This is a genomic window from Nocardioides sp. T5 (genome assembly GCF_048161455.1).
Taxonomy (GTDB): Bacteria; Actinomycetota; Actinomycetes; order Propionibacteriales; family Nocardioidaceae; genus Nocardioides.
The window spans coordinates 1044211-1065272 of record NZ_CP182415.1 but is presented as its reverse complement, the minus strand read 5'-3'; the positions used below and the strand labels follow the sequence as shown (position 1 = coordinate 1065272).

Genomic DNA, 21062 nt, shown 5'->3' with positions numbered 1-21062 from the left:
ACGAGCCGGGGAGACCGAGGCTCAAACCCCGAACCCACGAAGCCCTCCCCCCGACAACCACGCGACCACCACTCGGCCGGCGCACGGCCACGCGACCAAGGAGCCACCATGACGAACCTGCTCAACGACACCCCCGGCACCGCCGACACCCACTCTGTTGCGGCCCCGACCAAGCCCGTCGCGGTGCGCGCACGCGGGCTCGTGAAGACCTACGGCACCGGGCCTGCGGCCGTGCAGGCCCTCGACGGCGCCGACCTCGACATCCACAGCGGAACCTTCACCGCCATCATGGGCCCGTCCGGTTCCGGCAAGTCGACCCTGATGCACGCCCTCGCCGGCCTCGACGTCCTCGACGCCGGCCGGGTACTCATCGGTGCCACCGACCTCACCAACCTCGGCGAGCGGCAGCGCACGTTGCTGCGCCGCGACCGCTTCGGGTTCGTCTTCCAGAGCTTCAACCTGCTTCCCGCGCTGACCGCGCAGGAGAACATCACCCTCCCGCTCGACCTCGCGGGACGTCGCCCGGACCCCGAGTGGATGGCTCGACTGGTCGACACCCTCGGCTTGGGTCAGCGCCTGCAGCACCGACCTTCGGAGCTGTCTGGTGGACAGCAGCAGCGAGTCGCGGTCGCCCGGGCCCTGGTCACCCGCCCCGAGATCGTGTTCGCCGACGAGCCGACCGGGAACCTCGACACCCGGCACGGCCAGGCCCTGCTGAGGTTCCTTCGCGACGCGTGCGACGACCTCGGCCAGACCATCGTCATGGTCACCCACGACCCGCTTGCGGCCGCGCACGCCGACCGGGTCGTGCTCCTCACCGACGGCCGCGTCATCGAGGAGATCGCCGACCCCACCGCCTCGGCTATCGCCGACCGGATGCTCCAGCTCGACACCGAGGCGGACGACCGCCCCTACACCGCTGCTTCCAGCACCGACACCCACCCGGAGGGCTGACCCATGCTCCGCCTCGTCCTCAAGCAGACCATGGCCCACCGCGGCCGGCTGCTGCTCACCTTCGCCGCCATCACTCTCGGCGTGACGTTCGTCGTCGGCACCCTCGTGCTCACCGACACCTCCCGCAAGGTGTTCGACGACCAGTTCCGTGACGCCAGTACCGAGGTCGACATCGTCGTCCGCGACGCCGTCGCCTTCGACGCCGCCATGGGTGTCGAGGTCGAACGCGACCCCCTCGACCCCCAGCTCGCAGCCCGCGCCGCCACCCTGCCCGGCGTCGACCAGGCCATCCCCGTCGTCAAGGGAACCGGACTCCTCATCACCGACGGCAAGGCGATCGTGCCCGCAGGCCCCTCCATGCTGAGCTCGTGGACCGGCGTCGACGGGTTCACCCTCCGTGACGGCCGCGCACCCGGCGACGCGGACCAGGTCGTCATCGACGCCGCCACCGCGACCGCACACGACATCACTGTCGGCGACACCGTCCGGGTTCAGGCCGACCGTGAGGCCGACCTCCGGGTCGTCGGACTCGTCGGCTTCGGCGAGTCCGACGGCCTGCCCGACACCACCGTCGCCCTCACCAGCCTGCCCACCGCCCAGCGTCTCCTGCGACTCGGCGACGGCATCTCGCAGATCGACGTCATCGCAGCCGACGGCACCGCGACCTCGGGCGTGACCGAGGACCTCCGCGCCGCCCTCGGCGCCGACGTCGACGTGGAGGCCAGCCAGGACACGGCCGCCGCGAGCGCGGCAGCTGCCAAGTCCCAGCTCGGCTTCATCACCGGCGCACTGCTCGCGCTCGCCGGAGCGGCCCTGGTGATCGGAGCGTTCCTCATCGCCAACACCTTCTCCGTGCTGGTCACCCAGCGCACCCGCGAGCTCGCCGTCATGCGCGCAGCCGGAGCCACCGGCCGCCAGGTCATGACCTCCATCCTCGGCGAGGCCACCGTCCTCGGCATCGCCGGCGCCCTGGCCGGCACCGGTGCGGGTCTCGTCGCCGCCACCGGGCTCCGCTCCCTGTTGGACGCAGCCGGCGCGACCGTCCCGGACGGCCCGACCGTCCTGTCGGCCCGCACCCTGATCGTCGCGCTGGCCGTCGGGATCGGCGTCACGCTCATCGCCGCCTTCGGTGCCGCTCGTCGCGCGGCCCGCATCTCCCCGGTGATGGCCATGCGCGAAGGCGCTCTCGGCACGGCCGGCGGCCGGGGTCGTATCCGCGCCGCTGTCGGCGTCACGTTCACGGCCGTGGGAGTCGCCGCGCTCAGCGTCGGCGGCGCAGCCGAGTCGATGCCGGCACTCGGCGCCGGCACTGCCGCGCTGGTGGCCGGGATGGTCGCCCTCGCCCCGATGGTCGCGCCCGCCGTGGTGAACCTGATCGGCCGCGGACTGAGCGCCATCACCGGCCGCAGCGTGCCTGCGGGTTTGGCTCGAGAGGCCGCCCGCCGGGCGCCGCGGCGCACCGGAGCGACCGTGATGGCGCTGGCGCTCAGCCTCGCGCTGGTGGTGTTCGTCTCCGTCGTCGGTGCCTCGGTGCGCGCGGCTCTGCAGTCCGGCTTCGACGAGGCCATCACCGCGGAGCTGGTGGTGGAGAGCGCACGCGGCGAGATGCTCGGCGGCCTCGGACCCACGACCCTGAAGACGATCGAGGACCTGGACGAGGTCGGCACGGTCTCGCCCCTGCGGTTCGGGCACTGGAAGGACTCCGGTGCCACCCGTGCCCTCACCGCGCTCGACCCCACGACGATCGATGACGTGACCGACGTCGACATGGTCGAAGGCAGCCTGACCGACCTGCGCGACGGGGTGGTCATCACCGAACGCCAGGCAACCGAGCGCGGCCTCACCGTGGGCGACACCCTTGGCATGACGTTCGCCCGCACGGGGACAGTCAAGGTGCCCGTCGTCGGACTCATCGACGACGACGACGCGAAAGCGTTGAGCACCGACTACCTGGTCTCGCTCGCCAGCTACCGCGACTGGTTCACCGAGCGTGTCGACGCCAGCCTCCTGGTGCGCCCCAGCTCCGGAACCAGCGTCCACGACGCCCGGCTCGCGCTCGAGGACGCCCTCGAGGGCATGCCGACGGTCGAGGTACGAGACCAGGCCAGCGCGGCCGAGGCGCGAACCGCGTCCCTGGACGGCATTCTCACGCTGATCACTGCCGTGCTGATGCTGACCGTGCTGATCGCCATGCTGGGCATCACCAACACGCTGGCGCTGTCCATCATCGAACGCACCCGCGAGCTCGGGCTGCTTCGAGCGGTCGGGATGACGCGGCGTCAGTTGCGCACCATGATCCGCACCGAGTCCCTGCTCATCGCCGTCGCCGGCCTGCTCGTCGGAACCACGATCGGCGTCGCAACCAGCGCCTTGTTCGTACGCGGCATCGCTCAGGGAGGCGACCTGCACCTGCGGGTCCCCACCACCGGGCTCGTGCTCGTGGCTGCCGTGGCCCTCGTGGTCGGAACCGTCGGCGGGCTGGCGCCCGCTCGCCGTGCCGCCCGGCTGGAGGTGCTCACCGCCATCCGCGAGTGACCGCCTCCGCTCACACCGCAAGCCCCCCATGCAGCCGGGTTCTGCACCACCCCGCACGCCCCCTTCAGGTGCAGAACCCGGCGTTCTTCCCGACGCGACAACCGACCCGTACAGGAGATCCCCATGACCGACCAGCTGAACGCCTTCAGCACCGCCACCAGCACCGTCACCATCCGACGTGCCGGCGTGGAGGACGCCGACGACGTCCGGACTCTGCTCATGGAGCTCGCCACGCACGAGAACTCCGCCGATGCCGTCCACGCCACCCGCGAGGACTGGGGCCGCATGCTCGCCGACCCGTCCGTGGTGGTACTCCTCGCCGTCACCGCTGGACAGCCCGTCGGGTACGTCAGCGGCACCCGTCAGCTCAACCTGTGGCAGGGCCGCGACGTCTTCGCCATGGACGACCTCTACGTCCGCCCCCAGGTCCGCGACCGCGGCATCGGCGGACAGCTCATGGCCGCCCTGGCGCAGCACGTGAGCCCCGAGCAGTCCCTCGTCACATGGGGCGTCAACCAGGACAACGACGCCGGCCAGCGCTTCTACCAGCGACTGGGAGCCACGCTCCGCACCAAGGTCGTCGCCGCCTGGCGACCCGACGCCTACACCCGCTACCTGCAGGACCGGGCATGACCGCCACCGATGCACCCCGGCTGCTCCTGCGCGAGCTCGACCAACGCGACACCCACACCCTCCAGGCGCTGCTCGAGGCTGACGCGGGCTACGCACGCCGCGTCACCGGGGCCCCGGCAAGCCCGCACGCGGCGGTCGACCTGCTCGAGGGGCGGCCACCCGGTCTGCCGGCTGAGCACAAGGTGGTGCTCGGGGCGTACGACCACACCGGTGACCTGGTCGCCGTCGTCGACGTGCTGCGCGGGTGGCCCGACGCGCACACGGCACACATCGGACTCCTCCAGACCCATCCAGCCCACCAACGGCGCGGTGTCGGCCGTCGCACCCACGACCTGCTGCTCGACTGGGTCGCCCGTTGGCCCGAGGTCCAACGTCTGCGGGCCACCATCGTCGCCACCAACGCCCCGTTCGCCGACCCGTTCTGGACCACGATGGGCTACCGACCGGGCGAGACAGCCACGCCGTACCTGGCCGGCGAGGAGCCGACCACCGCGCTGGCATGGACCCGTGACCTTCCCACCACTCCGAGCCCGGAACGCTTCGCCGACGTCGGGGACGTGACGCTGTGCTACCAGACCTTCGGCGACCCGGCGTCACCCCCGATGCTTCTCATCATGGGGCTGGGTTTCCAGCTCGTGCACTGGCCCGACGCGTTCTGCCGGCAGCTGGCAGATCAAGGACTTCACGTGGTCCGGTTCGACAACCGCGACGCGGGACGGTCGACCCACCTGCCCGGCGGGACGTACACGCTCGACGACATGGCTGACGACGCCGTCGGGCTCCTCGACCACCTCGGAGTTGCGACCGCGCACGTCGTCGGAGCCTCGCTCGGCGCCATGGTGGCGCAGCTGATGGCGATCCGGCGCCCGGACCGGGTGGCCTCGCTCGCATCACTGATGTCGACGAGCGGCCAGCGCGGGAAGGGTCGCACCTCCCCGCTGATCTTCCGTCACCTCCTCACCCGCCGTCCACGCACGGAGGAGGAAGCCGTCGAACGCCGGGTCCGGATCTTCCGGGCCGTCGGGTCCACCGGACTCGCCCAGGACCTCGACGAGCTGCGACGGGCGACCGTCGAGGCGTTCCGACGCGACCCCGACGCCCGCGACGGACGCCGAAGGCAGCAGCGGGCGGTGCGGACCGCTTCGGACCGCACCCGCGCGCTCGCGCGCCTCGACGTGCCCACCGTGGTCATCCACGGCAGCGCCGACCCCATGTGCCACCCCTCCGGCGGGCGCGCGACCGCAGCCGCCATCCCCGGCGCTCGACTCGAGATCATCGAAGGCATGGGCCACGACCTGCCCCCTGCCGCCTGGCCGCTCATCATCACCGCCCTCACCCACAACGCCCGGACGGCCGACCCCCAGCCCGGGGGCCCCCGATGATGCGCAACACCCCGCGGGCCTTCGTCGGGACCGTGATGTTCCGCCTGGAAGACCCGCCCGGTGTTGGGGTCTGTGAAGCGGTCGAGCGGCACGTGGGCAACCTGCCCGGTGTCAGCTTCTGCGACGTCGACGAGGCTGCCGGGCTCCTCATCGTCACCGCTCGCGAGCCGGTGGAGCGCGCCGAGGTGCTGGCAGTCCTGGACCGGCTCGACTGCCGGGTGGCCCAGTGACCGACACGCCCGCAGAGAACCTCACAGATCCAGGGGAAAGCTGCGGCAGCAATCCTGTTCCGGTGTCGGGCCGTCTCGGTAAGGTGCCGCCGTGCTGAGGGGACGGGAGGCCGAGCAGTCAGCATTGCGCGCGCTCGTCGAACGCGCCGCAGCCGGCGACGGAGCCGCGTTGGTCCTCCGCGGCCAGCCGGGCGTCGGGAAGTCCGCACTGCTCGACGACGCGGTCACGACCGCCCGGGACGCGGTTGACGGTAGAGGTGTGACCGTCCTCCGCACGCGCGGTGTCGAGTCCGAAGCTCCTTTGCCCTTCGCTGCGCTGCACCGGCTGCTGCGTCCGGTGCTCGGGCGCCTCGACAGCATCCCAGCCCCCCAGGCGCGCGCGCTGCGCGCCGCCTTCGGTGAAGAAGCCGAGGGTGCTGGCGACCGGCACCTGGTCTACCTCGCCACACTGAACCTGCTCTCCGAGGTCGGCGGAGACGAACCCGTCCTCGGAGTCGTCGACGACGCCCACTGGCTCGACGACGCCTCCGCTGCAGCGCTGCTGTTCGTGGCACGACGACTCGAGGGGGAAGCGGTCGCCTTGATGTTCGCCATCCGTGACGACGAGGCCGGCGCCTTCGACACCCCGGACCTCACGACCATCACCATCGCTGGCGTCGCCGCCACCGCTGCCGGGGAGCTCATCGCCGACCAGGCCGCCGCTCCGATCGCTGCGCATGTACTCGAAGAGCTCCTCGACGTCACCGACGGCAACCCTCTCGGTCTCATCGAGCTGAGCGGTGCGCTCACCCCAGACCAGCTCACCGGACACCAACGCCTCCCCGAACGCCTTCCGCTCACCGAACGGGTCGAGCGCGCGTTCCTGGACCGCTACCGCAAGCTCGATGCCGCAGCCCAGACCGTGCTGCTGGTCGTCGCCGCCGACGACTCCGGCCACCCCGCCACCGTCGCCCGGGCTGCGGCCGCCCTCGGCGCACCCGAGGAAGCGTTCGACACCGCCGAGGAGTCAGGACTGCTCCGCATCAGCACCGAGGGGCTGATGCTCCGCCACCCGCTCGTACGCTCCGCCATCTACGGAGCCGCCACGAGCTCTCGGCGCCGTCAGACCCACCGGGCCCTTGCCGACGCCTTCGCAGGAACCGCTCACGAGGATCGTCGGGCCTGGCACCTGGCCGCGTCCGTCGATGGCCCGGACCCCGACGTCGTCGCAGCGCTCGACGAAGCCGCACAGCGCTCCAGCCGCCGCGGCGGCCACGAAGCAGCCGCCGCAGCATGGGCCCGGGCCGCGGAGCTCACCCTCGACCCCCACGAACGCGCCCAACGGCTGCTGAACGCCGCCGGAGCCAACCTCGCCGCCGGACGCCCGCTCGAGACCGAGCTCCTCACCCGTGCTGCGCTCGTCGACGCCGACGACCCGCTCCTGCGAGCGGACCTCCTGCAGCTCCAGGGCCAGGTCGAGTGGAACACCCGCTCCCTGCACGACGGATACCGGATCGTGTGCCGCGCAGCGGCCACCGCCGCGCCCCACGACCCGGCCCACGCTCGCGTCCTCGCGATGCTCGCCTCGGCCCTGGCCTCGTTCGGCGCCCACGCAGTGGACACCCCTTCCCCCTCCACCATCGTCACCGCACCCGCGCCCGACGCGACCGTGGAGGAGCAGGCGGCCGATGCCCTGCTCCGCGGGTTCACCGCCGTCATCGACAACGACTGGGCCAGCGCCGCCACGGCGTTGCGACGCGCCTGGGACCTCCCGCTGCCGGCCACAGCACCGGGCCTGATTCACGCCAACCTCGCCATCGCCACCATGCACCTGGGCGACGACGAACGAGCCATCCGGCTGCACGACCTGCAGCTCCAGCACGCCCGCGACGCCGGCGCCGTGAACATGATAGAGCACGCCCTGACCCGCGGCGTCGTGTTCCGCATCGCCACCGGGGCGTGGAGCGAGGCCTTCAAGGCCGCCCAGGAAGCGCTGCTACTGGACCGCAACCTGGGCCTCGACGAGCTCGCGGCGTTCCCGCTCGCCGAGCTCGCGGTCATCTCGGCGCTGCGCGGCGACCCGGCCGCCCCCCAGCGCCTGCGCGACCTCGACGCCGAGCTGGAACAACACCCGCCGCACGGCGCCACGACCGGCCTGGTGCGCGGCCTGGCTCACTGGGCCGCAGCCCGCCAGCTCGACGTCACACCCGCCACGGCCCTGCACCACCTGCAGCAGATCGACCTGCCCGTGGCCCGCTGGCTGACCGCACTCGACCGCATCGAGACCGCCGTACGTGCCGACCGCCGAGACCTCGCCGACGCGTGGCTCGAAGAGATCCGCTGCTTCGCCGAAGGAACCGACATGGCGTGGGCCTGGGCCACCGTCCACCACGCCAGAGCCATCCTCGGGGACGGGGACGCCGAGGAGCACCTCACCAGCGCGCTGGACTGGCACGCCAAGTCCCCCCGCCTGCCCGCACGCGCACGCACCCAGCTCGCCCTTGGCGAGCACCTGCGCCGTCACCGCCGCCGTACCGCGGCTCGCGTCCCGCTGCGTGAAGCGCTCGACACGTTCGAGAGCCTCGGCGCTGCCAGCTGGGCCGAACGCGCACGCCAAGAGCTGCGAGCCTCCGGTGAAACTGCCCGCCGAGGCACCAACCTCGTCGCCAGCGACCTCACCCCACAGGAGTCACAGATCGCCGCCCTCGTACGAGAAGGGCTCAGCAACAAGGACGTCGCGGCGCGGCTGTTCATCAGCCCCCGCACGGTCGACTTCCACCTTCGGAACGTCTACACGAAGCTGGGCATCACCTCACGCACCGAGCTCGCGGCACTCACCGTCGACCTCATGTGAGTCCCAGCACTGCAGACCCGTCCTCGCAGCGCCACGTGCGCCGGCGAACTCCCCGGTGATTTCCCCGGCGCGACCGGGCTTCCCCACAGAACACGATGGTGCCTCCACCCACCACCGAGGAGACCGTCATGACCGCCAACCTGCTCATCCACACCGCCGCCAACCACGAGATCCGCCGTCGGCTGAACGAAGCCGACGAAGCTCGACAGTCCCGCCTGGCGCGGGGACCCCGCCGCTGGCCCACCCGCCCGCGCGGACGTCGCTGACCCCATCCCGGCCGACGCGGCCGCCTCACAGGAGCCCTACGTGACTCGCACCCACCCACCTACCCCGACCGCCACGTCCTTGCCCCACACCGCCGCGCTGATCGTGGTCGACGCGCAGCGTGGCTTCGACGAGGCCACGTACTGGGGCCCACGCAACAACCCCGACGCCGACGCCAACATCGCCGCCCTCACCACAGCCTTCGCCGCGGCCAGGCAGCCGATCGTCTACGTCCAGCACGCCTCCACGGACCCGCACAGTCCACTCCACCGCGATCATCCCGGACACGCGTTCAAGGACTACCTCGAGAAGGCCAACCCCAGCCTGATCGTGACCAAGAGCGTCAACTCGAGCTTTCACGGCACCCCTGACCTGCACGCATGGCTCCAACGTGAACGCGTGACGGGGCTCGTGGTGTGCGGCATCACCACCAACCACTGCTGCGAGACAACCGCTCGCGTGGCCGGCAACCTCGGCTACGACACCATCTTCGCCTTCGACGCGACGCACACCTTCGATCGCACCGGACCAGAGGGTCATACGCTGACCGCCGACGCCCTCACGCAAGCGACCTGCACCAATCTCCATGGGGAGTTCGCCACGGTGATGACCACCACCGCCATCGTGGCAAGCGCCGCTCGGTCTCCGAGTAGGACACCACCTACGCCCCGCTCGGCACCGGTCAGGGATGCAGAGGCTGGCGGCGCCGGCCGCTGGGCGGGTCCAGGTCGGACCTCCGCCCAGGCCGAGATCGTCTTGCGGTCGGTACGAGCGCCGGAGACCATCATCGTCGTGGGGAACATCGGCGACGGTGCGGTAGCCAGGGACAAGGACTCGATCAGCCAGTGGGAGGCGGCGCGGATCTGGGCAGCTTCCACGGCACAGCGCGACGGCAAGCCCGAGCCTGCTCCGGTGGAGTCGGCACTACCGATCATCGAGCGGGGGTTGCGTGCTCCCGGCTCGACACTCCACCTCGCATCCGTTGGCGCCAGGGCGGCCGGTTTCGCCGTCGTGGTTCCGAGGGATGACGTCTTGGAGATTCTCTACCTCGGCGTTGACCCCCCAGCGTGGGGTGCTGGCGTTGCGGGCCGGTTGCTGAGCGACGTGACCGACTACGCGGTGGAGACCGGACGAGCAGAGGTGGACCTCTGGGTCTACGACGACAACACGCGGGCCGTGCACGTGTATCGGCGACACGGGTGGCTCGACACGGACGAGGTCCGCGTTCATGCGACGTCCGGACGAACCGAACGACGCTTCGTCAAGCACATGGCAGAGGTCCACGATCCCGAAGACAGCTGAGCACCCGACGCCGGGACCGCGGTGTCGTGGAGGCCGCGCACTCCGTGAGGGACGGGGGTGGCGCAGGAGGTGTCTTGCCAGTGTCCGGTGGTGGTGCGGCAAGGAACACGACGCCGGTGCCTGCCCGGCGCGCGGTCGGCGACGTGGTCGGCGTGGACGGCCGGGGCGTCGCACCACGACGTACGGCAGGTGGGCACACCCGTCGCGGCCTCCGCCATCCGCCGCGAGGTGTCGTGCTCGGACGCGAGCAGCGCCTGGGCCGAGCGCCAGCCCGGTCGAGGACTCCCCCACCACGCGCGCCCAGCAGAGCGGTGGACGCAGCGTCGGGCTGCTCCCACGTCCCTCGGATGTTCGCTCACACGCTCCGGGTGATGCCCGGCACCGCGCGGCGATGCACAGTCGGGGGCGGGTCGGAGTCGTCGTACGGCGCGACCTCCCCCCGAGGGAAGGAAGCGAACGATGCCTGCCACGTCCGAGGAGACCCCTGCTCGGCTCACCGACGCCCAGGTCGGCGAGGTGCTGGCGCTGGCGAGGGACGCGGACAGCGTCGAGCTCAAGCTGACGGTGCCGGACTCACACCGACGCCAGGCAGCGACGGCCCTGGGGGTCGATCCGCTCGACGCCCAGATCCGGCAGGTGTACTTCTTCGACACCCCCGACCTGGCCCTCAACGAGGTCGGCGTGGTCGTCAGGGCTCGCCGGGTCCAGGGGCGGGGGGACGACACCGTGGTCAAGCTGAGGCCGGTGACGCCCGCGGCTGTCGAGGCGGAGCGGAGCTCGGACAACCTGGTGGTCGAGGTCGACGCGATGCCGGGTGGCTTCGTGTGCTCGGCGTCCATGAAGGGCGCACTCGGCCCGAAGGCCGTCAAGGACGTCGCGGCGGGACGCAAGGGCATCCGATCCCTCTACTCCAAGGAGCAGCGCCGGTTCTACGAGGCGCATGCCCCCGAGGGCCTCGGGCTGGACGACCTGTCGATCCTGGGACCGATCACCGTCCTCAAGCTCAAGCTCCGCCCCCCGGACCTGAGCATGCGACTCGTCGCGGAGGTGTGGTTCTACCCCGACGGGTCAAGGATCGTTGAGCTGTCGGCCAAGTCCCCACCCTCCGAGGCCTTCCAGGCCGCGGCGGAGCTGCGAGCCTTCCTGGCCGGCAAGGGCCTCGACGTCTCGGGCGAGCAGCAGACGAAGACCAAGACGGCGCTCGAGTTCTTCGCCGCCGAGCTCTCCGAGGGGTCGGGCTCGTAGCGGACCGACGAGCCGCAGGCGCCCTTTTCGAACATCCGGGCCGCCCCCCCGGTCGATGCATCCGAGGCGCATACCGCGGGGTACGGTGCAACGCACCCCAGCGGACTCTCGGAGGTTCTGATGGCTCTCGGCGAGCACGACCGTGATCGCTCCTCGTCGACCAACGCGACCCTCGGCGCGCAGGCGCTGGCGCAGAGCGGCGAGCGCTACGCGTCGATGTTCACCCACCACCCCCACGCGACCTACTCCGTGGACCAGGACGGCTACTTCACCGACGCCAACGAGCGGACGCTCGAGATGACCGGCCTGACCCTCGAGGAGCTGCGGAAGGCCCACTTCGCGCAGGTCATCCACGCCGAGGACCTGTCCGACATCCAGGAAGGATTCGAGGGGGCGATGGCCGGCGAGCCGCAGGTCGTGGACGCCCGGGTGGTCAGCACCGGCGGCGGTCTCACCGACATCCGCTGCACCGCGATCCCGGTGATCGTGGGTGGCGAGGTCGTCGGCGTGCACGGTGTCTCCGAGGACGTCACCGAGGCCAAGCGCGTGCTCCGCGAGCTCGAGGAGGCCAACGCCGCCAAGTCGCTCTTCCTCGCCACCGTCAGCCACGAGGTGCGCACCCCGCTGGCCGCGATCGTCGGCGCCGCCGAGCTCCTCATGGGCTCCGACCTCGACCCCGAGCCCGAGCACTTCGCCCGCATCGTGCACCGCTCGGGCGAGCGCCTCATGCGCCTGGTCCACGACATCCTCGAGTTCTCCGGCCTGGAGGCCCACCAGACGGTCCTCCGGCGCGGCCCCGTCGACGTACGAGAGGTGGTGGACGACGTCGCGTCGTGGGCGGTGCCCTTCGCCGAGTCCCGCGAGCTCGACCTCACCTTCACCGTCGACAACGACGTCCCCGACGCCGCCACCGGCGACAGCCGGCGCGTCAACCAGGTCGTGACCAACCTGGTCCAGAACGCCATCACCTTCACCGAGCGCGGCTCGATCGACGTGAGGGTGACCAGCCGGCCGTGCGACGACCCGGCTGCGGGCACCTGGGTCGAGTTCCGGGTCCGCGACACGGGCATCGGCATCACCGAGTGCCACCTGCGCGACCTCTACGAGCCGTTCGTCCAGGCCGACCCGCTCGCGACCGGCGACCGGCAGGGCGTCGGCCTCGGGCTCGCCATCTGCCGCGAGCTCGTCGAGCTGATGGGCGGCCGGCTGGCCGTCGAGTCCGTCCTCGGGGAGGGCAGCACCTTCACCTTCGGCGTGCCGCTGGCACCCGCCGGAGACCCGGTCGACGTCAGTCGCTGAGCGCCGTCACCGCCGCCTCGGCCAGCACGCGGGCCGCGATGCCGGTGGCCGCCTCGTCGACCCGGAGGTTGCCCTGGTGGAGGTCGTACGTCGGTCCGCCGGGGGTGCGGGTGCCGAGGCGGGCCATGGCGCCGGAGATCGAGTCGAGGTACCACCCGAAGTCCTCGCCGCCCAGGCTCTGGGCCGTGGTGACGTGGCCGTGCGGGCCCAGGACGTTCTCGACCGCCCTCCCGAGCAGGCGCGTGGACACCTCGTGGTTCACGACGGGCGGCACGCCTCGCTGGTAGGTCACCTCGGCGGTCACGCTGTAGGGCGCCACGATCGCGGCGATCAGCTGGCGGATCAGGTGCTCGGCGTCGGCCCAGGCGACGGCGTCGAGCATCCGGACCGTGCCGGCCACCACGCCGCCGTGCGGGATCACGTTGTGGGTCGAGCCCGCGCGCACCATGCCCCAGACCACGCTGACCCCTGCCCGCGGGTCGAGACGTCGGCTCAGGATGGCCGGGAGCTCGGTGATGACCTTGCCGAGGGCGAAGGTGAGGTCCTCGGTGAGGTGCGGACGTGAGGTGTGGCCGCCCTTGCCGATCAACCGCACGGTCAGCGCGTCGGCGGCGCCGGTCAGCGGCCCCTCGCGCAGGCCGATGCGGCCCACGTCGAGGCTCGGGTCGCAGTGCAGGCCGAAGACGTGGGAGACACCCTCCAGCGCACCTGCGGAGATGAGCTGGAGCGCTCCGCCGGGCATGACCTCCTCGGCGGGCTGGAACAGCAGTCGCACGCGTCCGGGGAGCAGCCCGCGGGCCGCGACCTCCGCCAGCGCGAGGCCGGCTCCGACGAGCCCGGCCGTGTGGACGTCGTGCCCGCACGCGTGGGCGACGCCGGGGTTGGTGCTCCGCCACGGGTCGGAGATCAGGTCGTCGACCGGCAGCGCGTCAAGGTCGGCGCGCAGCGCGACCAGCCGGCCGCTGTGGCCGATCTCGGCCAGCACTCCGCCGCCGTCGGGTCGCCTCACCGCCCAGCCTGCTCCCTCCAGCGCGGTCACGACCGCGTCGGAGGTGCGCTCCTCGGCCCAGCTCAGCTCAGGGTGGGCGTGGAGGTCGCGGCGGAGGGCGACGAGGTCGTCGGCGTACTTGTCGACGACCTCGGCGATGACGGGGGTGGCAGGGAGAGGTTCTGGCATGACCGACCCAGTCTAGGTCGCGACACCGTCGTACGCGGCGAGGATCCGATCCGCGGCCAGGGGTGCCGGCAGCTCGCCGGACAGGACGGCCCGTCGTACGTCGTCGCGCACCGCGGCCACCCCGGCCGACGAGCGCAGCCGCTGGTCGAGCTCGTCCCGCACGAGCGCCCAGGTGAACTCGAGCTGCTGCCCCGCACGCTTGTGGGCCAGGCCGTCGATGCCGAGGTGCTCGCGGTGGGCGTTCACCCGCTGCCACACGTCGTCGACCCCGGTCCCGGTCAGTGCGGAGCAGGTGACGACGGGTGGGGCCCACTCGGCGTGCCCGCGCACCAGGCGCAGCGCGCCGGCGAGCTCGCGGGCGGCGACGCGGGCGTCGGCCTCGTGGCCCTCTCCGCCGAGGGCGTCGGCCTTGTTGACCGCCACCACGTCGGCGATCTCGAGGATGCCCTTCTTGATGCCCTGCAGCTGGTCGCCGGTGCGGGCGAGGGTGAGGAAGAGGAAGGTGTCGACCATGCCGGCGACGGTGACCTCCGACTGCCCCACGCCGACCGTCTCGACCAGGACGACGTCGTACGCCGCCGCCTCGAGCACCAGCATCGCCTGGGTCGTCGCCCGGGCGACACCGCCCAGCGTCCCGGCCGAGGGCGACGGGCGGATGAAGGCGTTCGGATCGACCGACAGCGTCGCCATGCGGGTCTTGTCACCGAGCACCGAGCCGCCCGTGCGCACCGACGACGGGTCCACGGCGAGGACGCCGACCCGGTGCCCGGCCCCGGTCAGCCGCGTGCCGAGCGCCTCGATGAACGTCGACTTCCCGACGCCAGGGACGCCCGAGATGCCGACGCGGGCCGCCATCGGTCGCTCGGTCGCGGCGAGCTCGGTGAGCAGCTCGCGCGCGGCTGCCCGGTGCTCGGGACGCGACGACTCGACGAGGGTGATGGCCCGCGCGACCGCGGCACGCTGGCCGTCCTGCACGGCCGCGACGAGCGCGGCGACGTCGATCGGCCGCGGCATCAGGCTCCCGGCTCGTCCCGGTGCTGTTCGCGCAGGCGCGCGATCAGGTCGAGGGCCGACTCCGCGATCACGGTGCCGGGCAGGAAGACCGCGGCCGCACCCATCTCGCGGAGCGTCGCCACGTCGTCGGGCGGGATCACGCCGCCGATCACGACCATGATGTCGGGCCGGCCCTGGTCGGCGAGTGCCTGCTTGAGCGCGGGCAGCAGCGTCAGGTGGCCGGCAGCCAAGGAGGACACCCCGACGATGTGCACGTCGGAGTCGATCGCCTGCTGGGCGACCTCCTCCGGCGTGGAGAACAGCGGGCCCACGTCGACGTCGAAGCCGAGGTCGGCGAAGGCGGTGACCACGACCTTCTGGCCGCGGTCGTGGCCGTCCTGGCCCATCTTGGCCACGAGGATGCGCGGCCGGCGCCCCTCCTCGGCCTCGAACTCCTCGGTGGCCCTCAGCACCTCGGCCACCTTGGTGCCCTCAGCGGTGCCGGCCTCGTCGCGGTACACGCCGCTGATCGTACGGATCACCGCCTGGTGGCGGCCGTAGACCTTCTCCAGCGCGTCGGAGATCTCGCCGACGGTCGCCTTCGCGCGGGCCGCGTCGACGGCCAGGGCGAGGAGGTTGCCGTCGAGGGAGCCGCCGCCGACCGGGCCGCGCTCGGCCGAGGCGGTCAGCGCGTCCAGCGCACGGCGTACGTCGTCGTCGTCGCGCTCGGCGCGCAGCCGCTCCAGCTTGGCGACCTGCTGGCGGTAGACGTCGTCGTTGTCGACGCGCAGCACGTCGAGCTTGTCCTCGGCCGCGAGCCGGTAGGTGTTGACGCCGATGACCTTCTGCGCGCCCGAGTCGATGCGCGCCTGGGTGCGGGCGGCCGCCTCCTCGATGCGCATCTTCGGGATGCCCTGCTCGATCGCGGCGGCCATGCCACCGGCCCGCTCGGCCTCCTGGATGTGGGCCCAGGCGCGCTCGGCGAGGTCGTGGGTGAGCTTCTCGACGTAGTAGGAGCCGGCCCACGGGTCGATGACCTGCGTGGTGCCGGACTCCTGCTGCAGCAGCAGCTGGGTGTTGCGGGCGATGCGCGCGGAGAAGTCGGTCGGCAGCGCGATCGCCTCGTCGAGGGCGTTGGTGTGCAGCGACTGCGTGTGCCCCTGCGTCGCGGCCATCGCCTCGATGCAGGTGCGCCCGACGTTGTTGAAGACGTCCTGCGCGGTCAGCGACCAGCCCGAGGTCTGGCTGTGCGTGCGCAGCGAGCGCGACTTGGGGTTCTGCGGCTCGAAGTCGTCGACCAGCCGCGCCCACAGCGCGCGGGCCGCGCGCATCTTGGCGACCTCCATGAAGAAGTTCATCCCGATGGCCCAGAAGAACGACAGCCGCGGCGCGAACTGGTCGATCGTCATGCCCGTGCCGAGGCCTGCGCGGATGTACTCCACGCCGTCGGCGAGGGTGTAGGCCAGCTCGAGGTCGGCCGTCGCCCCGGCCTCCTGGATGTGGTAGCCGGAGATCGAGATGGAGTTGAAGCGCGGCATCTTCTGCGAGGTGTAGGCGAAGATGTCGCTGATGATCCGCATGCTCGGCGCCGGCGGGTAGATGTAGGTGTTGCGGACCATGAACTCCTTGAGGATGTCGTTCTGGATGGTCCCCGCGAGCTGCTCCGGCTTCACCCCCTGCTCCTCGGCCGCCGCGATGTAGAGCGCCAGCACCGGCAGCACCGCGCCGTTCATCGTCATCGACACCGACATCTCGTCGAGCGGGATGCCGTCGAAGAGCGTGCGGGTGTCGTAGATCGAGTCGATCGCCACGCCCGCCATGCCGACGTCGCCGCGCACCCGCGGGTGGTCGGAGTCGTAGCCGCGGTGGGTGGCGAGGTCGAAGGCGACGCTGAGGCCCTTCTGCCCCGCCGCGAGGTTGCGGCGGTAGAACGCGTTGGACTCCTCGGCGGTGGAGAAGCCGGCGTACTGCCGGATCGTCCACGGCTGTGTCGTGTACATCGTCGGGTAGGGCCCGCGCAGGAACGGCGCGAGGCCGGGCCACGTGTCGAGGCCGTCGAGGCCGTCGAGGTGCTCGGGTCCGTAGACAGGGAGGATGTCGATGCCCTCCGGGCTGCTCCACGCCTCGCCCGCTCCCCCGGCCGCTGGTTGAGCAGCCGACGAAGGAGGCGTGTCGAAACCGAGGCTGACCTCGGCGAAGTTCTTCGGGATGCTCATCGGCTGAGCTCCTCTCGGATCCGGCCCAGGAAGCCGAGCGCATCGACCCCCACGGCACACGAGTCGTCCACGTCGGTCAGCGTCTTCTCCCCCGGCTTCCCCGCCAGCACGACGTACGACGCACCTGCCGCCCGCAGTGCGGCGACGAGGTCGGCGCCCCACTCGGCGTACGCCGCGTCGGTGCCGGCGAGGCAGACGACGGGCTGGCCGGCGTAGGCCTCGAGCACCGCCGCGGTGTCGGACGTGGCGCCGGCCACCTCGACCGCGACCCCGCCGGCCGCGAAGAGGTTGCTGGCGAAGGTGGCGCGCGCGGTGTGCGCGGCGATGGAGCCCATGGTGGCGAGGAAGACCGGCCGGTCCGGAGGCGTCGCGCGCATCTCCTCGTAGGGAGCGGCGTAGGGCTGCACGCCGTGGCCGCTCCAGGGCTCGCGCTCGGGCAGCGCCTCGGCGAGGTTGGGGAACTCCGAGACGCCGGTCAGCGGACGCGACCGATCGGCGATGCCGGCGTCGCGCGCCGCGCGGACCTCGGCGACCCGTGCCTTCACGCCCGCCGCGGCCTGCTCGCCGAACCCGCCGTCGGACTCGATCCGGCCGAGCTCGGCCCACCCGGCGACGGCGAGCTCGTCGGTGAGCCGCTCGACGGCGTAGGCGCCCCCTGCGGGATCGGCGACCACGGCGACGTGCGACTCCTCGATGAGGAGCGAGGACGTGTTGCGGGCGATGCGACGACCGAGGGCGTCCGGCCTGCCGAGCCGCGCGTCGAACGGGACGACCGTGATGGCGTCGGCGCCACCGGCTCCCGCGGCGAAGGCGGCGACGGTGGCGCGGAGCATGTTCACCCAGGGGTCCTGCTTGGTCATCATGGCGCGGCTGGTCACGACGTGCTGGCGCTGCGGGACGTCCCCGGCGCCGCTGGCCTCGAGGACGCGGGCCCAGAGCCGCCGGGCCGCACGCAGCTTGGCGATCGTGGGGAACTGCTCGTCGGTCGCGGCGTAGCGGAACTCGACGAGTCCGGCAGCGTCGTCGACGGAGAAGCCGGCCCCGGTCAGCAGGCGGAGGTAGTGGACGCCGACGGCCATGGTCCAGCCGAGCTCCTGCGCGTCGCTCGCGCCGCGCTCGTGCAGCGCGGTGCCGTCGACGACCGCACCCAGGACGCCGAGCGCCTGGGCCCGGCCGACGGTGTCGACGAAGGAGTCCGCCACCGTCCTCGCGCCGTCGGCGTGCCCCTCGCCGAACGTCAGCGCGGTCGCCGGGTCGGCCGACAGGTTGCTGCCCGGGTGCGGGTCACCGGCCGACTCCTCGAGCAGCCGGGCCAGCTCGACCGACTGCTCCTCGGCGGGCCGGTCGAGCGTCACCGGGGCGAGGTCGAGCAGCACCCCGCGCAGCGCGACGGCGAGGTCGGTGCCGCGCTCGACGTCGAGGTGCAGCGACGTGGCGCCGTTGTCGAGGTCGACCAACGCCGCGTCGTTGACCTCGGCGGCGTCGTCCCCGACGAGGATCGTGCGCACGTCCCACGCGCCGGCGCGCTGCGGGCGCCCTGACGTGGTGAGGTCCTCGAGGTCAGCGGGCTGCCCGATCGGGGGCACCCGGATGCCGTCGAGCGTCGCACGGGTGAGCACGTCCCAGACGTCGGTGTCGGGTGCGTCGTCGCCAAGGCGCCGGGCCTTGCGCAGCACGGCGGCGGTGGCCGCCTCCCACGCCGCGACGTCGTACGCGTCGTCGTCACCGACCAGCCGGAGCGAGCCCTCCGCGGGCTGCAGCTCCTCGGGCTCGTCCAGTCCACCGTCGAGGCCACCTGGGAGGTTGGTCATGCTGCGCAGGATAGGCCCGCGCCGTGGCGAGGGTCACTGGCGCCGGCTATGGGATAGGTCACCGTCCCGACGCGCCACCGGAGATTCCCGGCCGACCGGGACGCGGGCCCCATGTGCTCGCCGCGGCGCATTCCTAGCGTCGTGGCCATGGCAGACGTCTTCCTCCACGTGGGTCTCTACAAGACCGGGACGACCACGATCCAGGGCGCCCTGACGGCCACGGCGGAGCAGCTCGCCGCCGCCGGGGTGCTCTTCCCGGGGGGCCACCGTGCCCAGCGCCTCGCGGCCTACGACCTGCTCGGCCAGCGTGTGGGCGGCGAGCTGCGCGGAGAGGCCGCGGGGGCGCTGGGCCGGCTGGTCGACCTGGTGGCCGCCCACGACGGACCGGTGGTGGTCTCCGAGGAGGAGCTGTCCCTGGCGCGACCGCGCCAGGCCCGTCGGCTGGTGGGAGCGCTGGCGGGCCACCGGGTGCACGTCGTCGTCGGTGCACGCGACATGGCGCGGACGCTGGTCTCGGCGTGGCAGCAGACGGTCGTCAACGGCGGCACCACCACCTGGGCGGACTTCGTGGCGTCGGTGCGGGGACAGGAGGGCGCGCCGCCGAGCGAGGGCGTGTCCTTCCACTGGCGCCACGACCTCCTCCGCGTCATCGACACGTGGGCGTCGGCGGTGCCGGCCGACCGGATCCGGCTGGTCACCGTGCCGCCGCGGGGCACGCCGGGCACCGTCCTCCTGGCCCGCTTCGCCGCGGCGGCGAACCTGCCCGCCGGTTGGCCGGGCGACCGGGCGACCGTCCGCAACGTCTCGCTGGGCGCAGCGGAGCTCGAGGTGGTCCGGCGCCTCAACGAGGCGGTGGGCGGGCACTTCAACGCCACCCAGCACCGGTTCGTGATCGAGGCCGGGATCCGGGCGCGGCTCGCCGGCACGACCGACCGACCGCTCGAGCTGCCGGCGGAGCACCTCGGGTGGGCACGGTCGTACGGCGAGCGGCTGGTGGCCGAGCTCGAGCGCCGCGAGGTCACGGTGCACGGCGACCTCGCCGACCTCGTCGCGCCCGACCTCGCGCCCGACCTCGCGCCCGACCCCGCGCCCGCCGGTCCCGCCCTCGACGACGTCACCGATCCCGAGCTGCTTGCCGCGACGCAGGCCGCACTCGTGTCGATGGCCCTCGACCACGGCCGCCTCTTTCGCCGCTACCGCTCCGCGTTCCTCGAGCGCGAGGGGCGGCTGCCGGGACCTGCGGAGGTGCTGACGAGCCAGCTGCGGGCGGGCGGGTTCTGGCTGCGCAAACGGGCCGTCCACCACGCCGACGCGCACCCGCTCGTCGCGCGGGCGTCGCGGCTCTACCTGGACCGGACCTCGCCGTCGGCGCGGTTGGCGCCGGGATCGACGGAGACCTGACGCGTCAGACCTCGGTGCGGCCCTCGTCGTCCTTCGAGCGCAGGCCGATCTTGTTGCCGAGCCAGACGAGCGGGTCGTACTTCCGGTCCACGACACGCTCCTTCATCGGGATGATCCCGTTGTCGGTGATGTGGATGCCCTCCGGGCACACCTCGGTGCAGCACTTGGTGATGTTGCACATCCCGAGGCCGGCGGCGTCCTGCGCCAGCTTGCGGCGGTCGTGGGTGTCGAGCGGGTGCATGTCGAGCTCGGCGTAGCGGATGAAGAACCGCGGCCCGGCGAAGTGCTGCTTGTTGTCCTCGTGGTCGCGCACCACGTGGCACACGTCCTGGCACAGGTAGCACTCGATGCACTTGCGGAACTCCTGGCCGCGCTCGACGTCGACCTGCATCATCCGGCGCTTGCCGTCGGCGTCGCGCGGGCCCAGCTCGGCGTACGGCAGCTCCCGGGCCTTCTCGTAGTTGAACGACACGTCGGTGACGAGGTCGCGGATCACCGGGAAGGTCCGCATCGGCGTCACGGTGATCGTCTCGGACGGCTCGAAGTCCGAGAGGCGCGTCATGCACAGCAGGCGCGGTCGGCCGTTGATCTCGGCGCTGCAGGAACCGCACTTGCCGGCCTTGCAGTTCCAGCGGATCGCGAGGTCGCCGGTCTGGGTCGCCTGCAGCCGGTGCAGCGCGTCGAGCACGACCTCGCCCTCGGACACCTCGACGGTGTAGTCGGTGAGCTCGCCGCCCTCGGCGTCGCCGCGCCACACACGCATCTTCAGGTCGTAGGCCATGACTGT

The 21062-nt window shown here is 72.2% G+C and carries 16 protein-coding genes; 11 read left to right on the top strand and 5 right to left on the bottom strand.

From position 1 onward, the window contains the following. Positions 1–108 precede the first annotated feature (108 nt). The 10 genes from ACNKF0_RS05070 to ACNKF0_RS05025 all read left to right on the top strand — a co-directional run bounded on the left by ACNKF0_RS05070 (position 109) and on the right by ACNKF0_RS05025 (position 12677). Entirely contained in the window at positions 109–954 is an 846-nt protein-coding gene (locus ACNKF0_RS05070; RefSeq protein WP_416956308.1) for an ABC transporter ATP-binding protein, read from the top strand. Between the two features lie 3 nt (positions 955–957). Next, positions 958–3489 carry an ABC transporter permease gene (locus tag ACNKF0_RS05065; protein ID WP_416956306.1) on the top strand — a complete coding sequence of 844 codons (2532 nt, stop codon included), beginning with the start codon at positions 958–960 and terminating at the stop codon, positions 3487–3489. 123 nt (positions 3490–3612) lie between these two features. Next, positions 3613–4122: a GNAT family N-acetyltransferase gene (locus ACNKF0_RS05060; protein ID WP_299922322.1), complete on the top strand. Its 510-nt coding sequence runs from the start codon at positions 3613–3615 to the stop codon at positions 4120–4122. Continuing rightward, entirely contained in the window at positions 4119–5504 is a 1386-nt protein-coding gene (locus ACNKF0_RS05055) for an alpha/beta fold hydrolase (protein ID WP_299922324.1), read from the top strand. The genes ACNKF0_RS05060 and ACNKF0_RS05055 overlap by 4 nt, the downstream gene beginning before the upstream one ends. After that, positions 5501–5734 carry a hypothetical protein gene (locus tag ACNKF0_RS05050; protein WP_299922326.1) on the top strand — a complete coding sequence of 78 codons (234 nt, stop codon included), beginning with the start codon at positions 5501–5503 and terminating at the stop codon, positions 5732–5734. The genes ACNKF0_RS05055 and ACNKF0_RS05050 overlap by 4 nt, the downstream gene beginning before the upstream one ends. A 91-nt stretch (positions 5735–5825) precedes the next feature. Further along, positions 5826–8567 (top strand): helix-turn-helix transcriptional regulator, encoded by a 2742-nt coding sequence (locus tag ACNKF0_RS05045; protein WP_299922328.1) that lies wholly within the window; start codon positions 5826–5828, stop codon positions 8565–8567. A gap of 128 nt (positions 8568–8695) precedes the next feature. After that, a complete protein-coding gene (locus ACNKF0_RS05040; RefSeq protein ID WP_299922330.1) occupies positions 8696–8833 on the top strand; it encodes a hypothetical protein in 138 nt (45 codons plus the stop codon). Positions 8834–8873: 40 nt separating this feature from the next. Next, positions 8874–10133, top strand: coding sequence for an isochorismatase family protein (locus tag ACNKF0_RS05035; protein WP_299922332.1), 1260 nt, complete (start codon positions 8874–8876; stop codon positions 10131–10133). Between the two features lie 459 nt (positions 10134–10592). Continuing rightward, positions 10593–11378, top strand: coding sequence for a hypothetical protein (locus ACNKF0_RS05030; protein WP_299922334.1), 786 nt, complete (start codon positions 10593–10595; stop codon positions 11376–11378). A gap of 120 nt (positions 11379–11498) precedes the next feature. Next, positions 11499–12677, top strand: a complete 1179-nt coding sequence (locus tag ACNKF0_RS05025; protein ID WP_416956302.1) for a sensor histidine kinase — start codon at positions 11499–11501, stop codon at positions 12675–12677. Here the strand turns inward: ACNKF0_RS05025 and ACNKF0_RS05020 are convergent. Genes ACNKF0_RS05020 through ACNKF0_RS05005 form a run of 4 tightly spaced genes read right to left on the bottom strand, consistent with a single transcriptional unit; the run spans position 12667 to position 18874 of the window. Then, complete coding sequence (locus ACNKF0_RS05020) at positions 12667–13854, bottom strand: amidohydrolase (RefSeq protein WP_416956300.1); 1188 nt, start codon at positions 13852–13854, stop codon at positions 12667–12669. The two genes, ACNKF0_RS05025 and ACNKF0_RS05020, sit on opposite strands and share 11 nt — an antisense overlap. Before the next feature lie 12 nt (positions 13855–13866). Next, positions 13867–14868: a methylmalonyl Co-A mutase-associated GTPase MeaB gene (gene meaB / locus ACNKF0_RS05015; protein WP_416956298.1), complete on the bottom strand. Its 1002-nt coding sequence runs from the start codon at positions 14866–14868 to the stop codon at positions 13867–13869. Beyond that, positions 14868–17063: a methylmalonyl-CoA mutase gene (gene scpA / locus ACNKF0_RS05010; RefSeq protein ID WP_416956296.1), complete on the bottom strand. Its 2196-nt coding sequence runs from the start codon at positions 17061–17063 to the stop codon at positions 14868–14870. Before scpA ends, meaB begins: the two co-directional genes overlap by 1 nt. Beyond that, complete coding sequence (locus tag ACNKF0_RS05005) at positions 17060–18874, bottom strand: methylmalonyl-CoA mutase family protein (protein WP_416956294.1); 1815 nt, start codon at positions 18872–18874, stop codon at positions 17060–17062. Before ACNKF0_RS05005 ends, scpA begins: the two co-directional genes overlap by 4 nt. A gap of 147 nt (positions 18875–19021) precedes the next feature. On the opposite strand from ACNKF0_RS05005, the gene ACNKF0_RS05000 reads away from it, so the two are divergent. Further along, a complete protein-coding gene (locus ACNKF0_RS05000; protein WP_416956292.1) occupies positions 19022–20275 on the top strand; it encodes a hypothetical protein in 1254 nt (417 codons plus the stop codon). 4 nt (positions 20276–20279) lie between these two features. Here the strand turns inward: ACNKF0_RS05000 and ACNKF0_RS04995 are convergent, their stop codons facing one another. Continuing rightward, positions 20280–21056, bottom strand: coding sequence for a succinate dehydrogenase/fumarate reductase iron-sulfur subunit (locus ACNKF0_RS04995; protein WP_299922348.1), 777 nt, complete (start codon positions 21054–21056; stop codon positions 20280–20282). Positions 21057–21062: the final 6 nt, after the last annotated feature.